Consider the following 17,666-nt stretch of genomic DNA (forward strand, 5'->3'; position numbering starts at 1 on the left):
ACCCCGTAAGCTATGACGCACCTTACACATTGGTAACGGCTGAAAACATGGCGGATTTCCGCCATATACCGCAAAAATACCCCCTGCATTGGCGGGTATCCGCCTTGTCCGTTGCCCGTGCGATGACTACCATCGGCCGTTCCCAGGATGAGCACCTTATGCGCCAACGTACGATCGCCAGTCACTTCGCCCGCGCTGCTCTCGGTGGCATGCAACGACGTGGCATCGATTGTTCGAGCTTGCTGCAACAATCGGGGATCCAGTCTGAGCTGTTGAGCGAGCCTCGTGCCCGCATCGCTCCGGAACAGTTTGCTCGCCTGATTCAATTGGTCTGGCAGCAAATGGACGATGAATACATGGGCTTCGGCCATGGCCCGAGCAAGCGCGGCACATTCGCCATGATGTGCCATGCGCTGATTCACTGTCGCAGCCTGGAGAAGGCACTCGCACGCGGTCTGTTGTTTTATGGCTTGTTCCCCGACGCGCCGCGCCTGAGCTTGCGTCGAGAAGGGGATTGGGCGCGGCTGAGCCTGGACGACTCGGCACTGCGCGACCCGGACCATTTTCTCAGCGAGTGCCTGCTGGTGATCTGGCACCGGCTCGGCAGTTGGCTGATCGGCCAGCGCATCCGCCTGGAGCACGCGACATTCAGTTATGACAGGCCGGAGCACAGCGGCGAATATGACCTGCTGTTCCCGTGCCCGATCCTGTTCAACGCCGAGACCAGCAGTCTGCTGTTTCACGCACGCTACCTGAGCATGCCGCTGCTGCAGGACGAACGCACGCTCAAGCATTTTCTCGAACGCTCGCCCGCCGATCTGCTGGCCCGTCCCGACGATGGCGACAGCCTGAGCAATCAGCTGCGACGCTTGCTCAGTCGTGACTGCAACCGCTGGCCCGATCTAGACGGCGTCGCCGAGCAGATGCACATCAGCCCACAGACCCTGCGCCGGCATCTGCGTGAAGAAGGCACGAGTTTTCAGGGGTTGAAGGATCAACTGCGCCGCGACATGGCGATTTATCACTTGAGCCGCGCCGACCTGTCATTGCAGCAGATTGCCGAACAGCTCGGTTTTTCCGAGCCGTCGGCCTTTCATCGCGCGTTCAAGAAGTGGACCGGACTGACACCCGGGGCTTACCGGGCTCAGGAGGTCTGACGGTTCGCATGATGGAGGCGTGAAGCCATTCGCGAATGCGGCAGGACGCTTCATCTGGCCGGAAAATGAATCCGGAATGCGGCGCCACCCAAAGGAGAGTCCTCCAGGGTCAGGCGAGCGTTGTAGCTTTCAATGATGTCTTTGACCACAGCCAGGCCAATGCCCTGCCCCGGATTCTGCCGATCCAGCCGCTCACCACGCTCTAGAATCCGCGCCCTCTGACTCTCTGGCACGCCGGGGCCATCGTCTTCGACGCACAACTCGTCACCGGACAGCGATGCGCGCAGGCTGATGCGTATTCGGCCCAAACAGAGGCGATAGGCGTTTTCCAGCAGATTACCGAGCATTTCAAGCAAAGCGCCCTGCTCCATCGCCACTTGGCATCCGTCGGGCAGATCAAGGCAGACGTTGACCTGCTTGTCGCGATAGACCTTGTCCAGGGTATTGCACAGGCTTTCGACCACCGGCCGCAACACCACATGGTGCCGCACCAGGCCACTTTTGCGCAGGCTGGCGCGCTGCAACTGGTAACTGATCTGTTGACTCATGCGTTCGATCTGCGATTGCAGGAGGCGTGCCTGCTCCAGGTCTTGCGGACGCTTGGCCATGGTTTCGCTGACGCCTTGCAGCACCGCCAGCGGCGTTTTCAAGCTGTGGGCCAAGTCGCCCAGCGAGTCGCGGTAACGGATGCGCTGCTCGCGTTCGCTGAGTAGCAGGCGGTTCAGTGAGCCGGTCAGGCGCAATAACTCCAGGGGGTGCTCCTCACTCAGGCTTTCCCGCTCGCCGGTTTCGACCTGATCCAGCTCCTGACTCAATCCCCTCAACGCTTTAAGGCCCCAGGTCAGGCCCATCCAGAGCAATGCGAGCAAAACCACCAGGGCGGCACCGAAGCCCAGATAGAGTTTCTCGCGTAGCGCGGAGATGATCACCTGATACTCGTGCACCGGCTGCAAAGCGACGATGCTGAACGCTGCGCTTCTGCCACCGAGCAGTTTGATTTCGACGTCATAGACGAAAAACTCGTCGCCCTTGGCGTTCTTGATTTTACCGAACTGATTCCCCGTCCCGTCATAACGCGGGCGGTAATCGATACCTGCCAGTTCGGTGGCACGCGAACGCCATACCAACTCACCATTACGGTTGTAGATATAACCGAACAGGCGGCTGTCTGACAGATTGAATTGCTCGCCCGGCAACAGCAGGGGCATCAACAAACGATTGTCCTCGACCCGGGCCGCGGAAATCATCGTGGTCACGTCCGAGGCCAGGCGCTGCTCAATGGAGTCCTGCAGGGCCAGGCTGTAGGCGCCCTGTAACGCGGGCAACAGCGCCAGCATGAAGATCACCGCCAACAGCGCGGCAGCCATCATCAACCGCAGCCGCAGCGAACGGATCATCGGCAGCGCTCAGTGAACAGATACCCCAGGCCGCGCACCGTTTCGATAGGCTTGAAACCCAACGAGCCTTCCAGCTTGCGGCGCAAGCGTCCGACCAACACCTCGATCACGTTCGGATCACGCTCATCATCGTCGGGGTAGAGCTGCTCCATCAAGCGCTCCTTGGCCACCACCTGCTGATGGTGACGCATCAGGTATTCAAGAATCCGGTACTCATAGGCCGTCAACGCCAGCGGCTGTTCTTCGAGGGAGGCCTGCTTGCGGTTCAGGTCCAGCAGCAGGGGCCCGGCGGTGATGATCGACTGGATAAAACCGCTGGAACGGCGCAACAGGGCATTGAGCCGCGCCTCCAGTTCTTCGAACTGAAACGGCTTGACCAGATAGTCGTCCGCCCCGGCGGCCAGCCCTTCGACTTTGTCTTGCCAGTTGCCACGGGCCGTGAGGATCAGAATCGGAAATGCCTTGCCATGGGAGCGCAGTTGGCGAATCAAGTCCAACCCACCCATGCCCGGCAAACCCAGGTCAATCACCGCCAGGTCATGGTTGAACTGTCCCGCCTGGTACAGTGCTTCCTCGGCATTGGCCACGGCCTCGACCACATGGCCGCTCTCGGCCAATCGGGTTTGTAAGTGATGGCGCAATAATGCCTCATCTTCAACCACCAGCAGTTTCATGAGGCTCTCCCAGGCAAAATCATTCCTCTCAAGATTAAGGCAAATACAACATGACCGGTTGAACAGCGCCTCGCGCTGTTAAGTGTGCGGGCTGGGCGAAAAATGTCCAGCGCCAGTCTGTTAACGGTTAAAAGATGTAGTTGGAGGGCAGGCCAGGGTCAAAGCTGCCGAGCAAGATGGCTTGGCTCAGCTGAATACCGTTATGCGTACCGGAGACGTTGGGATAACTCGAGTAATAGTGACCCGCGACGGCTCCCAGATAGGCGCCGTATGCATCGACGCTCCCGCCGGTCTTGCCCTGGACGAGCTTGCTGGTACCGTCAGTGGTCTGTGCGGTAGCGCTGCCGCCGAGAAAAGCCAACGCAAAAAAGAGCTTATTTAAGGTGAGCATGGGAATGTCCTCTTGCGCCGGGCGCTGTTGGGGTACGCCACAAGACTAATCACCGGGCCCTGAACCCCCACTGAACGCGGCCTGAACTTAAGCTGAACGGACCCACCACCTCTAAGGCCGAACAATCGTCTAGGCTCTTTTGACGTAATCTACTTTCCCTATCGATCACAGGAGAAACCCACCATGCGTTTCTGGACTGCGTTAATCATGATGAGCCTGGCCGGGCTGGCTCAGGCCGCGATCAAGACTGAAACCATCGACTATCAAAGTGCTGACGGCACCAAACTGATCGGCTATTACGCCTACGACGACGCAATCAAGGGTCAGCGCCCCGGGGTCCTGGTGGTGCATGAGTGGTGGGGCCTGAACGAATACGCCAAACGCCGCGCCCGCGACCTTGCGGCACTGGGTTACAGCGCCATGGCCATCGACATGTACGGCGAAGGCAAGCACACCGAGCACCCAACGGACGCCATGGCGTTCATGCAGGAGGCGACCAAAGACAGCGCAGCCTCGGCCAAGCGTTTCGATGCAGGGCTTGAACAGCTGAAAAAACAAGCGCAAACCAATCCGGCCAAGATCGCCGCTATTGGTTACTGCTTCGGCGGCGCGGTGGTTCTCAATGCGGCCCGGCGTGGCGAACCGCTGGCCGGCGTGGTGTCTTTCCACGGCGCGCTGTCGACCCAATCACCGGCCACCCCCGGCAGCGTCAAGGCGCCACTCCTGATTGAGCATGGCAACAGCGATAGCATGGTCACCCCGGACAGCGTCATCGCCTTCAAAGCGGAAATGGACAAAGCCGGTGCCCACTATAAATTCGTCGGCATCGATGGCGCCAAACACGGCTTCACCAACCCCGACGCCGACCACCTGAGCCACGGCGACCATGCCCCCGACATCGGCTACAACAAAGCCGCCGACGAGAGCTCGTGGGCAGACATGAAAGCATTCTTGAAGAAAGTGTTTGGTTGAGTACTTGATCCTGTCAGCCTCAATCTAATGTGGGTGACTTGCCTGCGAATAACTTAACGCGGTGTATCTGGCACACCGCCTTCGCGGACAAGTCCGCTCCTACAATTAATCTATGCCCGACGCAGCCCCAGCGACACACACCAGAGATCGGATGGGTGTCCAACTTCTGGGGCGCAGTTCAATTAATCTGTGCCCCTACCCAGCCCGCCTCCGACACGGCAAAATGCAAGGCATGACTCAACCCCCAGTACTCCCCGCCTGCTGCCCCGTACTCGACACTCATTGGCCGCTGCCCCAAGCCCTGCCCGGCGTGATCCTGGTCACTGGCGTGTTCCATCCGCACCATCTGGCTGATGGCGATTTTCAGCGTTGCCTGATCGAGTCGCCCCACAGTATTCAGCGCTCCGTCGCCAAGCGTCAGGCCGAGTTTCTGGCGGGACGTCTTTGCGCTCGGGAAGCCTTGCAGCAGTTGGACGGCCGGCACTATGTACCCAGCATCGGCGAGGACCGCGCGCCGGTCTGGCCAGCAGATGTCCGGGGCTCGATTACCCACAGCCACGGCTGGGCGGCGGCCATTGTCGGCCACCAGCAGCAATGGCGCGGCCTGGGCCTGGACATGGAACCCCTGCTCGACCACAAGCGCGCCCAGCGCCTGGCCGGGGAGATTCTGACTGACGACGAATTGCAACGCATGGCCGCAGGCCCGGATGCGCAGATTGCACTGCTGGTTACCCTGACTTTCTCTGCGAAAGAGAGCCTGTTCAAGGCGATCTACCCCCTCGTGCAAAAGCGTTTCTACTTCAAAGACGCGCAATTGCTGGAGTGGTCAGACAGTGGCAGTGCCCGCCTGCGTTTGCAGATCGACCTGTCCAGCGAGTGGCGCAACGGCACAGAGCTGGACGCGCAATTTCGCGTGGACAATGGCAAATTGCTGAGTCTGGTCAGCGTCGCGGCCCTGTGACTCAGGGCTTTTCCTGCTGGCGCGGCCACGCCAGACTGAAGCAAGCACCGCCTAGATTTTTGCTTTTACTGATCAACGCCCTACCGTTGTGCCAGTAAATGATTCGACGAACGATCGACAAGCCCAGGCCATGCCCGCCCGACGCCCGGGTGCGACTGTCATCCAGACGCATGAAGGGCGTGAATATCCGCTCCCAAGCGCTTTCCGGGACGCCGGGGCCGTCGTCCTCGATGTCGATGCGACAGCGTAACTGACCGACCTGATAACTGACGCTGACCCTGGATTCGGCGTGACGCATGGCGTTGCTCACCAGATTCTGCAAGGCCCGATGCAAATAGCGTGGCTCAGCCTCGACCCACGCCCCGTCGTTATCAGACGCCGCCAGGCATTGCCCGCGCGTGACCGCGACATTGGCGCGCAACGGTGCCAGCTCGGCGATCACCTGATTGACCAGCGCATCCAGATCGATGCGCTGAAAGCTAAGGGTCGGCGAACCCTGCTCCAATCGCGCGTACGTCAACATCTCGTCCACCAGCTTGTCGAGGTCCTGAATATCGCTATCCATGCCGAGCCTGTATTTATCCCGAGCCTCTTGCGTGGAGGCCTGGCCGATCATTTCCAGGCCAAAGCGCAAACGCGCCACCGGCGTACGCAGTTCATGGGAGACCGCACGTACCAGCTCTCGCTGCATCGCCAGTGAACGTTGCAAATGCTCAGCCATGCCATTGAACGCTGCCGCCAGCCGCCCAACCGAGTCAGCCCCGGCCGTTGGCACGCGAGTTTCCAGGCTGCCCTTGGCGATGCGGGTGGCGGCCGATTCCAGGCCTAAAAGGCGGCGCTCAAGCCGACGCACCAACAAGTAAACCACCACCCCGATAAAACACAGGCCCAGAAACGCAATCAGCACCAGCAGCTCAGGCGGGTAAGGGTTCATTTGGTAAAGGGGACCGATCTCCAGGACCCACGGCGTGCCGACCATGCCGGCGAACACACGGATCGAGTCTCCGCCCTTGCCCAGCGCCATCACGGTATCGCCTTCATCGACCCGCCGTCGCTGGTCCTCGTCGACATCCGCCTGCTCCAGACGGATCAGACTGATGTCGAAACCAAAGCCCTTGTCCCGCTTCAGGGCGGCCAGGCGACTGGGCTGTTCATCGATGGGGAAGCGCACCAGTTCGTCGGTCAACAGATAAATCGTCGCCCGCGCCAGTTGTTCACTGATTTGCTGCACCTCCCCGGTCAACACCCACGGTTCCGCGTCGCTGACCAGTCGGTACACCTTGGCTGCATGGGGCCCAGTTTGCTCGACCACCACCTGCCCACGCAGCAGGCGACTATGGTCACCGCTGTCGAGACCGGCTTCGCTGAGTGTTTGCAGGGTCAACGGAATCCCCAGCAAACGCTCCCAGACCGCCAGCGAACGATTACGATCAATCGCGTTCATCGGTTGCAGGTTGTCGGCCATCAGGGTGAAGGTGCCGTGGGCCAGGCGCTCGCGGTACTGCTCGCCGCGCACCTGATTGACCAGGTGCAGGGCCAGCACGCCGAGCAACGCCACCAGCACCAACACACCGAGCATGCCGCCGTAGATACGCAGGAAGATGGAGTTCATGGCGTCAGGTGTTCAGCACGTAACACGTTGGGTCTTGCGCCGCTTCCGGGACGAACAGATACCCTTTGCTGCGAATGGTCTTGATCAGGCGCGGATGAATCGGATCGTCGCCGATCTTGGGTCGAATCCGTGAGATGCGTACATCAATGGAGCGGTCCTGGCCGTCATAACCAAAGCCGCGCAAGGCCGTGAAGATCTCTTCGCGGGAAAGAATCCGCCCTGCGTTGGCCACCAGCAGCCATAACAAATCAAACTCGGCACTGGTCAATTCGATGCTGTTGCCTTGCAACCAGGCTTCACGCAGGGCGTTGTCGACCACCAGAGGGCCGAACACCAGCCGCCGCGGGTTCGTTGCCGCCTCGGGTTCAGGCCCTTCGCTGCGCCGCAACAACGCATGAATGCGCGCCAACAACACACGAGGGTGCACCGGCTTGCAGACAAAATCGTCGGCGCCCATGTCCAGCCCCTGAATTTGATCGGTGTCATCGGTGCGCGCCGTGAGCATCAGAATCGGTCCGTCATAGCGGTCTCGCACCTTGCGACAAATGCTCAGGCCGTCTTCACCGGGCAGCATCAGGTCGAGAATCACCAGATCCGGCTGCTCGGCAATGATGCGTTCAGCGGCGCAAGCACCATCACCTTCAAGGGTTACCCGCAGGCCATTACTCTGAAGGTAGTCACGAGTCAGTTCAGCCAGACGCTGATCATCCTCGACAATAAGCACCTGCCAGGCTTCTTGCTCCACGGGTTACCTCTGCTGCCATTGTTCTTATTAATAGAGACATCTTTTGTCGAATCATCGCGCAAAACACCCGGTGTCAGGGCGAGATCGAAGGCGATTGTAGCAACCGCTCGCGCCAAGCACACGACATGCCAGAATACCCTTGTTATCTGTGTTTTTTGTGATAGGGTTCGCGCCCGCAAAAACCCGCGAAAACAGTAAAAAGCAGTGACAAGCGGTGCAGTCCAGCAGCGGCGCGGCCTACAGCCGACTTCCCTGTTTCATACACAATATACCCACAGCTTTATCCACAATGACCACGTTGCAATCCATCCCCAAAACGCTTTATCTTGTATCTCGCCGCAAAAAAAACCCTACATGTAGGGTTTTAGGCCAAAAAACCAAACACATTTCAACCTAGAAACTCAAGCAGTTTTCTTGTGTCGGTTTGGTTGAACTTAAGCATTTTTCAGTACACCAACCGCTGATGCGGATGGTCGCTGCTCTGCCTCAACCATCGGGGCAAAACGGCACACGTGTTGCAACAAATAGCGAGCATCCTCCAAAAGATTTCCGGTAGCGGGCATTGACCCGAAACCATCGACTTCAAAGCCAGGGAATGGCGGCAAAAGCCTTCCTTATCCGTTTTGAAGTCTTTTAGCTGACGTTTGTCGGCTGACTGCCTCAAGACGGAACGGTGGGCACGTATTCAGTGCCCAAACAAACATAGAGAACGTGGAGACACCCATGCAAACCGACACAACCCGCGAGAACCCGCAGGCCACTGCGCCGCAGGCTGGCGAATCCCATCAGGATCTGTCCGCTACGGCACCTGGTCAGCTGCGCGTGATCAAGCGCAACGGCACTGTCGTTCCTTACACCGATGACAAAATCACCGTCGCCATCACCAAAGCATTTCTCGCAGTTGAGGGCGGCACCGCTGCCGCCTCGTCGCGTATCCACGATACCGTTGCGCGCCTGACCGAACAGGTCACTGCCACGTTCAAACGTCGCATGCCTTCTGGCGGTACTATCCACATCGAAGAAATCCAGGATCAGGTCGAACTGGCCCTGATGCGTGCTGGCGAACAAAAAGTCGCCCGCGACTACGTGATCTACCGTGATTCGCGCGCCAAAGAGCGTGCTGTTCGCTCTATCGAAGACCCCGTACAAGCGCACCCGTCGATCCGCATCACCCGCGCCGACGGCAGCCTTGCGCCGCTGGACATGGGTCGCCTGAACACCATCGTCACCGAGGCCTGCGAAGGCCTGGAAGAAGTCGATGCGAACCTGATCCAGAGCGAAACCCTGAAAAACCTCTACGACGGCGTAGCGCTGAAAGACGTCAACACCGCCCTGGTGATGACCGCGCGCACCCTGGTAGAGCGCGAGCCTAACTACTCGTTCGTGACTGCTCGCCTGCTGATGGACACCTTGCGTGCCGAAGGCTTGAGCTTCCTCGAAGTGGCCGACAGCGCCACTCACCACGAAATGGTCGACCTGTACGCCAAGGCTCTGCCGTCCTACATCGCCAAAGGCATTCAGCACGAATTGCTGAACCCGATTCTGGCCACCTTCGACCTGGAAAAACTGGGCAAGGCGATCAACCACGAACGCGATCAGCAGTTCACCTACCTGGGCCTGCAAACCCTGTACGACCGTTACTTCATCCACAAGGATGGCGTGCGTTTCGAACTGCCGCAGATCTTCTTCATGCGCGTGGCCATGGGCCTGGCGATCGAAGAAAAGAACAAAGAAGATCGCGCCATCGAGTTCTACAACCTGTTGTCGTCCTTCGACTACATGTCGTCGACCCCAACCCTGTTCAACGCCGGCACCCTGCGTCCACAGCTGTCCAGTTGCTACCTGACCACCGTACCGGATGACCTGTCGGGCATTTACCACGCCATTCACGACAACGCCATGCTGTCCAAATTCGCAGGCGGTCTGGGTAACGACTGGACGCCGGTTCGCGCGCTGGGCTCTTACATCAAGGGCACCAACGGCAAATCCCAGGGCGTCGTGCCGTTCCTCAAAGTGGTCAACGACACCGCTGTAGCAGTCAACCAGGGCGGTAAGCGCAAAGGCGCGGTCTGTGCTTACCTGGAAACCTGGCACATGGACATCGAAGAGTTCATCGAACTGCGCAAGAACACCGGTGATGATCGTCGTCGTACCCACGACATGAACACCGCCAACTGGATCCCTGACCTGTTCATGAAGCGCGTCTTCGATGACGGCCAGTGGACCCTGTTCTCGCCATCGGAAGTGCCAGACCTTCACGACCTGACCGGCAAGGCCTTCGAAGAGCGTTACGAGTACTACGAAGCCCTGTCCCAGTACCCAGGCAAAATCAAACTGTTCAAGACCATCCAGGCCAAAGATCTGTGGCGCAAGATGCTCTCGATGCTGTTCGAAACCGGCCACCCATGGTTGACCTTCAAAGACCCGTGCAACCTGCGCAGCCCGCAGCAGCACGTCGGCGTGGTCCACAGCTCGAACCTGTGCACCGAAATCACCTTGAACACCAACAAGGACGAAATCGCCGTTTGCAACCTGGGCTCGATCAACCTGCCGAACCACATCGTCAACGGCAAGCTGGACACCGCCAAGCTTGAGCGCACCGTCAATACCGCCGTGCGCATGCTCGATAACGTGATCGACATCAACTACTACTCGGTGCCGCAAGCGAAGAACTCGAACTTCAAGCACCGCCCAGTCGGCTTGGGCATCATGGGCTTCCAGGACGCGCTGTACCTGCAGCACATCCCGTACGCCTCCGACGCTGCGGTCGAGTTCGCCGACCGTTCGATGGAAGCTGTCAGCTACTTCGCGATCCAGGCTTCCTGCGATCTGGCCGATGAGCGTGGCGCTTACCAGACGTTCCCGGGCTCGCTGTGGTCCAAAGGCATCCTGCCGCTGGATTCGCAACAGATCCTGATCGAACAACGTGGCCAGAAATACATCGACGTTGACCTGAACGAAACCCTGGACTGGGCGCCTGTCCGTGCCCGTGTACAGAAAGGTATTCGTAACTCCAACATCATGGCCATCGCACCGACCGCAACCATCGCCAACATCACTGGCGTGTCGCAGTCGATCGAACCGACGTATCAAAACCTGTACGTGAAATCGAACCTCTCCGGCGAGTTCACCGTGATCAACCCGTACCTGGTTCGCGACCTCAAGGCTCGCGGTCTGTGGGACTCGGTCATGATCAACGACCTGAAGTACTACGACGGTTCCGTACAGCAAATCGACCGCATCCCGCAGGAACTCAAAGACCTGTACGCCACTGCGTTCGAAGTCGACACCAAGTGGATCGTCGACGCCGCCAGCCGCCGCCAGAAATGGATCGACCAGGCGCAATCGCTGAACCTGTACATCGCCGGAGCATCGGGTAAAAAGCTCGACGTGACCTACCGCATGGCTTGGTACCGTGGCCTGAAAACCACTTACTACCTCCGTGCCCTGGCCGCGACCAGCACCGAGAAGTCGACCATCAGCACCAGCAAGCTCAACGCAGTCTCGAGCGGCAACCACGGCGACGACTCCGTACTCGCCGCCCCTGCCGGTCCAGCGCCAGTGCCTAAAGCCTGCGCTATCGATGAGCCGGATTGCGAAGCCTGCCAATAATTCATCCGGGCGTCGCACGAGTCTGAGTGGCGCCCGCGTTGTTTTGCAGTGCGGGTGTTGAAAGCAACATCAAGGGCCTCTGAGCCCTACAATTTTATGTTTTTTGCGTGCAGCAAACGTAACGCAAGCAACACACCTAAAGATCCACAGGCCAGTCCAGCAGACTGGCCCTCACGCAGGAGACGAACATCATGCTGAGCTGGGACGAATTCGATAAAGAAGACGGCGAAGTAGCCGCCAAAGCAACCAACGCCGGTCACGCCAACGAAGCCAACATGGACCGCCTCGACAGCGCTGGTGGCGCCGCCGCCCTCGCCGCCCGTGCAGTCACGAACACCGACTCGGCCGCGATCATCCGCGCCAAGGCGGCTCTGGACAGCCTCGACGTCGCCGAAGGTCTGGCTGAACTCGAAGGCGCCAGCGCCCGCGTTGCCGTTGACGAAAAGATGATGATCAACTGCCGCGCCGACCTCAACCAACTGGTCCCGTTCAAATACGACTGGGCTTGGCAGAAGTACCTCGACGGCTGCGCGAACCACTGGATGCCGCAAGAAGTCAACATGACCGCCGACATCGCTGTCTGGCGTGATCCGGAAGGCCTGACCGACGACGAACGCCGCATCGTCATGCGCAACCTTGGCTTCTTCTCCACCGCCGACTCCCTGGTTGCCAACAACCTGGTACTCGCCGTATACCGCCTGATCACCAACCCGGAGTGCCGCCAGTACATCCTGCGCCAGGCCTTCGAAGAAGCGATCCACACCCACGCCTACCAGTACTGCATCGAATCGCTGGGCATGGACGAAGGCGAGATCTTCAACATGTACCACGAGATCCCATCGGTCGCCAAAAAGGCAGCCTGGGGCCTCAAATACACCCGCTCGATCTCCGATCCGAAGTTCGAAACCGGCACCGTCGACACCGACAAAGAACTGCTGCGCAACCTGATCGCCTACTACTGCGTGCTGGAAGGCATCTTCTTCTACTGCGGCTTCACCCAAATCCTCTCCATGGGCCGTCGCAACAAAATGACCGGCGTCGCCGAGCAGTTCCAATACATCCTGCGCGACGAATCCATGCACCTGAACTTCGGCATCGACGTGATCAACCAGATCAAAATCGAAAACCCACACCTGTGGGACGCTGAAATGAAGGAAGAAGCCAGCCAAATGATCCTCCAGGGCACCCAACTGGAAATCGAATACGCCCGCGACACCATGCCTCGCGGCGTACTGGGCATGAACGCGGCAATGATGGAGGACTACCTCAAATTCATCGCCAACCGTCGTTTGAGCCAGATTGGCTTGAAGGAAGAATACCCAGGCACAACCAACCCGTTCCCATGGATGAGCGAGATCATGGACTTGAAGAAAGAGAAAAACTTCTTCGAGACTCGGGTTATTGAGTATCAGACTGGTGGGGCGTTGAGCTGGGATTGATTCTGGTTTGATTGCTTAACTGATGTTTGAAGTGGAAAAGCCAGAAGCGGTTGCTTCTGGCTTTTTTGTTTGGGTTGACCTGACAGTAATGCACCCGACGCGAATCCTCTGTAGGAGGACCGCTTCGACGTCGCGCTGTCGCGTAGCAAACTGGGTCTCGTTTCTGCCCGAAGGGCGTAGGAGCGGACTTGTCCGCGAAGACTGAATAACAAACGCCCCACAGCGCCACGGGATGCTATGCCCTGGACGGGAGGAATACTCTGAAATCAGTTTTCAGCAATGTATTCGGTCATGCCATCAGTCGCCGACGATAATCCTCAACCATCTCCTTAGAAACATCCTCTTTAAAGCAAAGCGGCGCATACCCACCAGCACGGTTATACGCGCTACGCTTGCCGCAACGGCTACCGTTTCTCGCAGAGTTATATGGGCACGGACAATTGCCTGGATATGACGATATCGAGTCGTCAATGAGGGTCTTGATGATTGCTGAATCTGAAAGCTTCACGTCCTTGCCAGACACCGAAAAAGCACAGAGCAGCGACAGCACTGCGATAAATCCTATCCCTATTTTTTTCATGGCAGTTCCTTCGCTTGCGGATGACATATCCAGCAAACTTTTTACCATGATGCCTAAAAGCCATCAAACATCACCGCTTCATCTTATGTAGGAAAGATCCCTTAATAGACACGGATTTGCCCTACACGTATCTTCGTGCCGGCATTTCAATATCGGCGCCGTTATGACGAAAAAAACATCGACTCGCTGGAACGATATAGAGCTGCGAAGGTTGCGGGCAACATGCACCGTTCTTGCTCTCCGACGGGACACCTTGTCTTGAAGTCCATCATGTTCGTCGCTTAGCTGACAATGGCAGCGACAGAACAACGAACGCCGTCGCGCTCTGCCCGAATTGCCACCGACGCTGTCATTTGTCAGCAGATGGGAAAATGTTTACAGCATCGCTCTACGAAAGACTTAATCGTTTGATTATCGAAGATCCAGATGTGAATAAATGAGCCCATAAAGCCCGGTCCAGAGCCTTGCGCCAATTAAGACACCTGACTAAAGCGATGACAGAGGTCAGGGTCACACAGCACTCAATGCCGTAACATGGCCTACTTCAATTCTGCTTTCTCCCGGTTTTTCCGGTCAGTATTTATTCAGAATTATCGTTAAAGCCGTAAATGGCTGGAGCATGCGTCCTTGAAAAGCTGGCACTGTATCGTTGGCATCCTGCTGATCACGGCAACGACCCTGCTCATCGAGATTCCTTCCGACACGTGGCTGACCTCGGCAACGCTTAGTCTGATCCTAGGCACTGCGGCGCTGGCCTATATGGCGGTTGCCGCCTTGCTGTCCAGCCGCTGGCGTGCCGTTGAGGTTTTGTTCGGGGGCCTGGATAGGGTCTATGAAACCCATAAATGGCTGGGTATTTGGGCGCTGGTATTTGCCTCTCACCATTTTGTGTTCAAGGCCTATCTGGACGTCTGGCACAGCGTGCCGATCCTTGAGATGTCTAAATACTGGACGCGTCTGGTACGCCAACTGAGTTACGTTGCACTGGGCATGATTGTGTTGCTCGCCTTGAACCGGAATATCCCCTATGGCCTGTGGCGCTGGTGGCACAAGCTGTCAGGCCCGCTGTTTGTGATCGTCATCCTGCATTGGCTGAGCTTCAAGTCGCCTATGACGTTGAGCAACCCCGCCGGCATCTGGTTAGCGCTGTTGTGTGGCACGGGTGCGCTCGCGGCGTTCTACAAACTGCTGCTTTACCCCTTCATCGCTACCGCTGGCGAATACAAGGTGTCGGCCGTTTCCCTTGGCAAGAATTCCCTGAGCCTTGAGCTTGAGCCGATCCATAGCGGCTTTACGTTCAAGGCAGGGCAGTTTGCGTTCCTGGCCATGAAGGAGAAAGGCTTGCGCGAGCCTCACCCGTTCACTATTGCTGCCGCCCATTCCGACAGTGGCCGTATCAAGTTTGTGATCCGCGCCTTGGGGGACTACACGCAGAAACTGCGCGATCAGGTCAAGGTTGGGATGCTGGCGGATATCTATGCACCGTACGGACGCTTCAAGCGTCAGCCCGGCGCGGAGCGGGAAATCTGGATCGGCGGAGGTGTGGGTATTTCGCCATTCATCTCTTGGCTGCAGGACACGTCTGCCAGCCACTTCGACAATGCCACTCTGGTCTATTGCTTTAATCCGTCGCGAGCGTTCCCGAGCGTCGAGCTTTTGCAAGGTATGGCCGAAAAGCGTGGGGTCGAGTTCGTTGGCAATGGCGGGGGTGCCGATCAGTTGGCTGAAACCGTGCGTCAGGCAGCCACCCAAACAGATCCGGCACAGATCCACGTTAGCTTCTGTGGTCCCAAGGGCTTGATGTCACGCGTCCGTGAACTGATGCGCGAAAGCGGGATTCCTGAAGGTAATCTCCACTACGAATTTTTTGAGTTCCGCTGAAGCGAAGTCATGGCTAAAAACCACCTCACTCGGCGATCTCTTCACCATCGCTGGCGAAGTCCCATGATGGGTGGACACAGTGATTGCTCAATCCATGCAACACGCCACTCACCCAACCAAATGTCGTTTGTTAGCGTTCAGCCAATGCTCAACCTGGACTAGCAAAGCCCGAGCATGAGCGATTGCTTCCAGCGCCATGCTTTCACTAACCGGATCTCCAGAGTAGTCACTGACATTGCGCTGCTTGCGAAGACCATCCAGGACGATCATGGTTTTCGCATCCAGACCAATAGTCAGAGGCAAGCTCTGGATCATCGTCTGATGATGTCCGGGCTTGCTCGTCAACGTTCGATACCCATTGGCCTGCAGAGCCGAGTTGGCAGCTTGCATGATGGCTTTGTACGCCATGTCGAAACGACCTTCGCTACTCATGTTCGTCAACTGAGCATCTGCCAGGCTGCGCCGTGCCGCATCCATCAAGCGGCTGATGCTCGCGGCATCAGGCTCGACCTTCTCCAGTGACAGTCCCAACAAATTCGCCAACGTCATCATTACGCCTCATCAACCACCAGATCTTGCTGATGCCCAATCACAAATAGCTTTGGCTTGCTCAACACGTCCCGCACAAACGCGCCCTTCTCTTCTATTAGGCGGCGCCATTCACTGATCGAGTACTGCTTGGGATTAATCTCCCTGCCGAGCGCCTCCTGAAGCGGATAGAGGTGGGTAATCAAGTCGCTAAACCTTGCGTCACCGATAACCATCAGATCGATGTCACTGCTTGAACCCGCTTTGCCGCTGGCCATGGAGCCGAATACAAAAGCCACCTTGATAGAATCTGCCAGCGGTTCCAGCGCTTCTGCCAGCGACTGAATCCAACCCTCCGTTTTGCGAAGGATACTGGCTAACTCTTCGAAAACCGGACATTCCAGATTGGCTTTGTATTGCACTTGGTTACCGACACGCATTTTTTCTAGCAAACCCGCTTCCACCATCTTGGCTAGCTCACGACTCAGGGTGCCTGAAATGGTATCGGTGAGACGGGCAATCTCACGTTGGTGATAACGTTCGTCGGGGTGGAGCAACAACAACGCCAGCACCTTTCTGCGGTAATCGGAAAATAGAAACGTACTCAGCGACATGGCAACGCCCTTATATGCTGCTTTTAAGGCAGCAATTGAAGCCTAAAAAGCAGCAATATTCAAGCATTGCAGGACGAGACAGATCGCACTCCGTAGACACCGAATCACCCTGCACGTATCTTCAGATGGCCTTTCAATATCAGCGAAGTCATGGCTAAAAAAACCTCCCCTTTCGAAGACCTCTTTTACATCGCCAGCAAACTCCCATGGTGGGTCAGTGCAATGATCGCCATCGCGTCAGGTGTGTATCTGCATTCGATCGCCATCGCCCAGACACCGATCTATTCGGGCATGCAGCACCTGGATTCAATGATCTTCAACACCGCCTTCAAAACTTTCGCCACCTTCGGCCAGTACCTGGTCCCGCTGATTTTTCTCGGCGGTGCTGCGGCGTCGGTGTTCGGTCGACGTAAACGGCGTCGGTTGCTGGCGGCGGTCGCGATGCCGGGTGGCAAGACGCTTGAAGGCATTACCTGGCAGCAGTTCGAGCTGTTGGTGGGTGAGGCGTTGCGGCATCAGGGCTTTAGCGTTCAGGAAACCGGTGGTAACGGGCCGGATGGCGGGGTCGATTTGGTTGCTCGCAAGGACGGAGAAAAGTACCTGGTGCAATGCAAGCAATGGCGCTCGCTGCAGGTTGGCGTGCCGACGGTTCGTGAGCTGTATGGGGCGATGGCGGCAGAGGGTGCGACGGGCGGATTTGTGATCACCAGCGGCCGCTTTACTGGGCCAGCGAAGCAGTTCGCTTCGGGACGGAACCTGCGGCTGGTGGATGGGGAGCTGCTGAACCAATGGATCGCAGCGACCAAGCGCCCAGGGCCGCGGCCTACTTCGGCTGTCGTAGAGGAACAGGTGGAGCCGGTCATTGTTCCTGAAGTTGCCAAAGCGCCCCCGGTTGCTGAGCCATCGGCCAAACCATCCCCAGCTAAACCGGTAGCGCCTGCTTGCCCTCATTGCAGGAAGCCGATGGTAATCAGAGTCGCCCGAAGTGGCGCTAATGCGGGGGGTGACTTCTGGGGGTGTTCTTCATATCCAGGGTGTAAGGGTATTCGTCCTATATTCCGGCCTCTGTAAGATGGCTCTTGTTAAACAACTTATAAGCAATT

At 57.7% G+C, this 17,666-nt stretch carries 15 protein-coding genes and 1 pseudogene; 8 read left to right on the forward strand and 8 right to left on the reverse strand.

Going from position 1 to position 17,666, the window contains the following annotated elements:
- The first annotated feature begins 158 nt into the window (after positions 1–158).
- Positions 159–1,157 carry an AraC family transcriptional regulator gene (locus ACVBEG_RS19710; protein ID WP_322217531.1) on the forward strand — a complete coding sequence of 333 codons (999 nt, stop codon included), beginning with the start codon at positions 159–161 and terminating at the stop codon, positions 1,155–1,157.
- A 50-nt stretch (positions 1,158–1,207) separates the two neighbouring features.
- Here ACVBEG_RS19710 and ACVBEG_RS19715 read toward each other — a convergent pair whose 3' ends face one another.
- From ACVBEG_RS19715 to ACVBEG_RS19725, 3 genes are all read right to left on the reverse strand, one after another.
- Complete coding sequence (locus ACVBEG_RS19715) at positions 1,208–2,554, reverse strand: ATP-binding protein (protein WP_443690305.1); 1,347 nt, start codon at positions 2,552–2,554, stop codon at positions 1,208–1,210.
- Complete coding sequence (locus ACVBEG_RS19720; RefSeq protein ID WP_447108231.1) at positions 2,551–3,228, reverse strand: response regulator; 678 nt, start codon at positions 3,226–3,228, stop codon at positions 2,551–2,553. The genes ACVBEG_RS19715 and ACVBEG_RS19720 overlap by 4 nt, the downstream gene beginning before the upstream one ends.
- Before the next feature lie 127 nt (positions 3,229–3,355).
- A complete protein-coding gene (locus ACVBEG_RS19725; RefSeq protein WP_322181137.1) occupies positions 3,356–3,619 on the reverse strand; it encodes a hypothetical protein in 264 nt (87 codons plus the stop codon).
- Positions 3,620–3,802: 183 nt separating this feature from the next.
- On the opposite strand from ACVBEG_RS19725, the gene ACVBEG_RS19730 reads away from it, so the two are divergent.
- Positions 3,803–4,591, forward strand: a complete 789-nt coding sequence (locus tag ACVBEG_RS19730; RefSeq protein ID WP_322181140.1) for a dienelactone hydrolase family protein — start codon at positions 3,803–3,805, stop codon at positions 4,589–4,591.
- 232 nt (positions 4,592–4,823) lie between these two features.
- Positions 4,824–5,552 carry a 4'-phosphopantetheinyl transferase family protein gene (locus ACVBEG_RS19735; RefSeq protein WP_447108232.1) on the forward strand — a complete coding sequence of 243 codons (729 nt, stop codon included), beginning with the start codon at positions 4,824–4,826 and terminating at the stop codon, positions 5,550–5,552.
- Between the two features lies 1 nt (position 5,553).
- Here ACVBEG_RS19735 and ACVBEG_RS19740 read toward each other — a convergent pair whose 3' ends face one another.
- Positions 5,554–7,164, reverse strand: coding sequence for an ATP-binding protein (locus ACVBEG_RS19740; protein WP_322217532.1), 1,611 nt, complete (start codon positions 7,162–7,164; stop codon positions 5,554–5,556).
- 4 nt (positions 7,165–7,168) lie between these two features.
- Positions 7,169–7,909, reverse strand: coding sequence for a response regulator transcription factor (locus tag ACVBEG_RS19745; RefSeq protein WP_322181146.1), 741 nt, complete (start codon positions 7,907–7,909; stop codon positions 7,169–7,171).
- 723 nt (positions 7,910–8,632) lie between these two features.
- On the opposite strand from ACVBEG_RS19745, the gene ACVBEG_RS19750 reads away from it, so the two are divergent.
- Together ACVBEG_RS19750 and ACVBEG_RS19755 are read left to right on the forward strand one after the other, a co-directional pair.
- Positions 8,633–11,521 (forward strand): ribonucleoside-diphosphate reductase subunit alpha, encoded by a 2,889-nt coding sequence (locus ACVBEG_RS19750; RefSeq protein WP_322181148.1) that lies wholly within the window; start codon positions 8,633–8,635, stop codon positions 11,519–11,521.
- 191 nt (positions 11,522–11,712) lie between these two features.
- On the forward strand, positions 11,713–12,960 hold the full coding sequence (locus ACVBEG_RS19755; protein WP_322181149.1) for a ribonucleotide-diphosphate reductase subunit beta: 1,248 nt from the start codon (positions 11,713–11,715) through the stop codon (positions 12,958–12,960).
- A 289-nt stretch (positions 12,961–13,249) separates the two neighbouring features.
- On the opposite strand, the gene ACVBEG_RS19760 is transcribed toward ACVBEG_RS19755, so the two are convergent.
- Positions 13,250–13,540, reverse strand: a complete 291-nt coding sequence (locus ACVBEG_RS19760; RefSeq protein ID WP_443691664.1) for a hypothetical protein — start codon at positions 13,538–13,540, stop codon at positions 13,250–13,252.
- A gap of 203 nt (positions 13,541–13,743) precedes the next feature.
- On the opposite strand from ACVBEG_RS19760, the pseudogene ACVBEG_RS19765 reads away from it, so the two are divergent.
- Both ACVBEG_RS19765 and ACVBEG_RS19770 read left to right on the forward strand, forming a co-directional pair.
- Positions 13,744–13,980 (forward strand): annotated as a pseudogene (locus tag ACVBEG_RS19765) (HNH endonuclease); the annotation flags it as partial.
- A gap of 187 nt (positions 13,981–14,167) precedes the next feature.
- Positions 14,168–15,421 carry a ferredoxin reductase family protein gene (locus ACVBEG_RS19770; RefSeq protein WP_322181153.1) on the forward strand — a complete coding sequence of 418 codons (1,254 nt, stop codon included), beginning with the start codon at positions 14,168–14,170 and terminating at the stop codon, positions 15,419–15,421.
- Positions 15,422–15,529: 108 nt separating this feature from the next.
- Here ACVBEG_RS19770 and ACVBEG_RS19775 read toward each other — a convergent pair whose 3' ends face one another.
- Both ACVBEG_RS19775 and ACVBEG_RS19780 read right to left on the reverse strand, forming a co-directional pair.
- Entirely contained in the window at positions 15,530–15,970 is a 441-nt protein-coding gene (locus ACVBEG_RS19775; protein ID WP_322181155.1) for a DNA-binding protein, read from the reverse strand.
- A 2-nt stretch (positions 15,971–15,972) separates the two neighbouring features.
- Positions 15,973–16,563, reverse strand: a complete 591-nt coding sequence (locus ACVBEG_RS19780) for a nucleotidyltransferase domain-containing protein (protein ID WP_322181158.1) — start codon at positions 16,561–16,563, stop codon at positions 15,973–15,975.
- A gap of 150 nt (positions 16,564–16,713) precedes the next feature.
- Here ACVBEG_RS19780 and ACVBEG_RS19785 point away from each other — a divergent pair, with 150 nt between their 5' ends.
- On the forward strand, positions 16,714–17,634 hold the full coding sequence (locus ACVBEG_RS19785) for a restriction endonuclease (protein WP_322181160.1): 921 nt from the start codon (positions 16,714–16,716) through the stop codon (positions 17,632–17,634).
- The last annotated feature ends 32 nt before the right edge of the window (positions 17,635–17,666 follow it).

The organism is Pseudomonas sp. GG8 (assembly GCF_052976945.1).

Coding starts and splice junctions, on each gene's coding strand:
- ACVBEG_RS19755 (WP_322181149.1), top strand. CDS start 11,713: ATGCTGAGCTGGGACGAATTCGATAAAGAAGACGGCGAAGTAGCCGCC.
- ACVBEG_RS19715 (WP_443690305.1), bottom strand. CDS start 2,554: ATGATCCGTTCGCTGCGGCTGCGGTTGATGATGGCTGCCGCGCTGTTG.
- ACVBEG_RS19780 (WP_322181158.1), bottom strand. CDS start 16,563: ATGTCGCTGAGTACGTTTCTATTTTCCGATTACCGCAGAAAGGTGCTG.
- ACVBEG_RS19740 (WP_322217532.1), bottom strand. CDS start 7,164: ATGAACTCCATCTTCCTGCGTATCTACGGCGGCATGCTCGGTGTGTTG.
- ACVBEG_RS19760 (WP_443691664.1), bottom strand. CDS start 13,540: ATGAAAAAAATAGGGATAGGATTTATCGCAGTGCTGTCGCTGCTCTGT.
- ACVBEG_RS19725 (WP_322181137.1), bottom strand. CDS start 3,619: ATGCTCACCTTAAATAAGCTCTTTTTTGCGTTGGCTTTTCTCGGCGGC.
- ACVBEG_RS19720 (WP_447108231.1), bottom strand. CDS start 3,228: ATGAAACTGCTGGTGGTTGAAGATGAGGCATTATTGCGCCATCACTTA.
- ACVBEG_RS19735 (WP_447108232.1), top strand. CDS start 4,824: ATGACTCAACCCCCAGTACTCCCCGCCTGCTGCCCCGTACTCGACACT.
- ACVBEG_RS19730 (WP_322181140.1), top strand. CDS start 3,803: ATGCGTTTCTGGACTGCGTTAATCATGATGAGCCTGGCCGGGCTGGCT.
- ACVBEG_RS19785 (WP_322181160.1), top strand. CDS start 16,714: ATGGCTAAAAAAACCTCCCCTTTCGAAGACCTCTTTTACATCGCCAGC.
- ACVBEG_RS19750 (WP_322181148.1), top strand. CDS start 8,633: ATGCAAACCGACACAACCCGCGAGAACCCGCAGGCCACTGCGCCGCAG.
- ACVBEG_RS19710 (WP_322217531.1), top strand. CDS start 159: ATGCGCCAACGTACGATCGCCAGTCACTTCGCCCGCGCTGCTCTCGGT.
- ACVBEG_RS19775 (WP_322181155.1), bottom strand. CDS start 15,970: ATGACGTTGGCGAATTTGTTGGGACTGTCACTGGAGAAGGTCGAGCCT.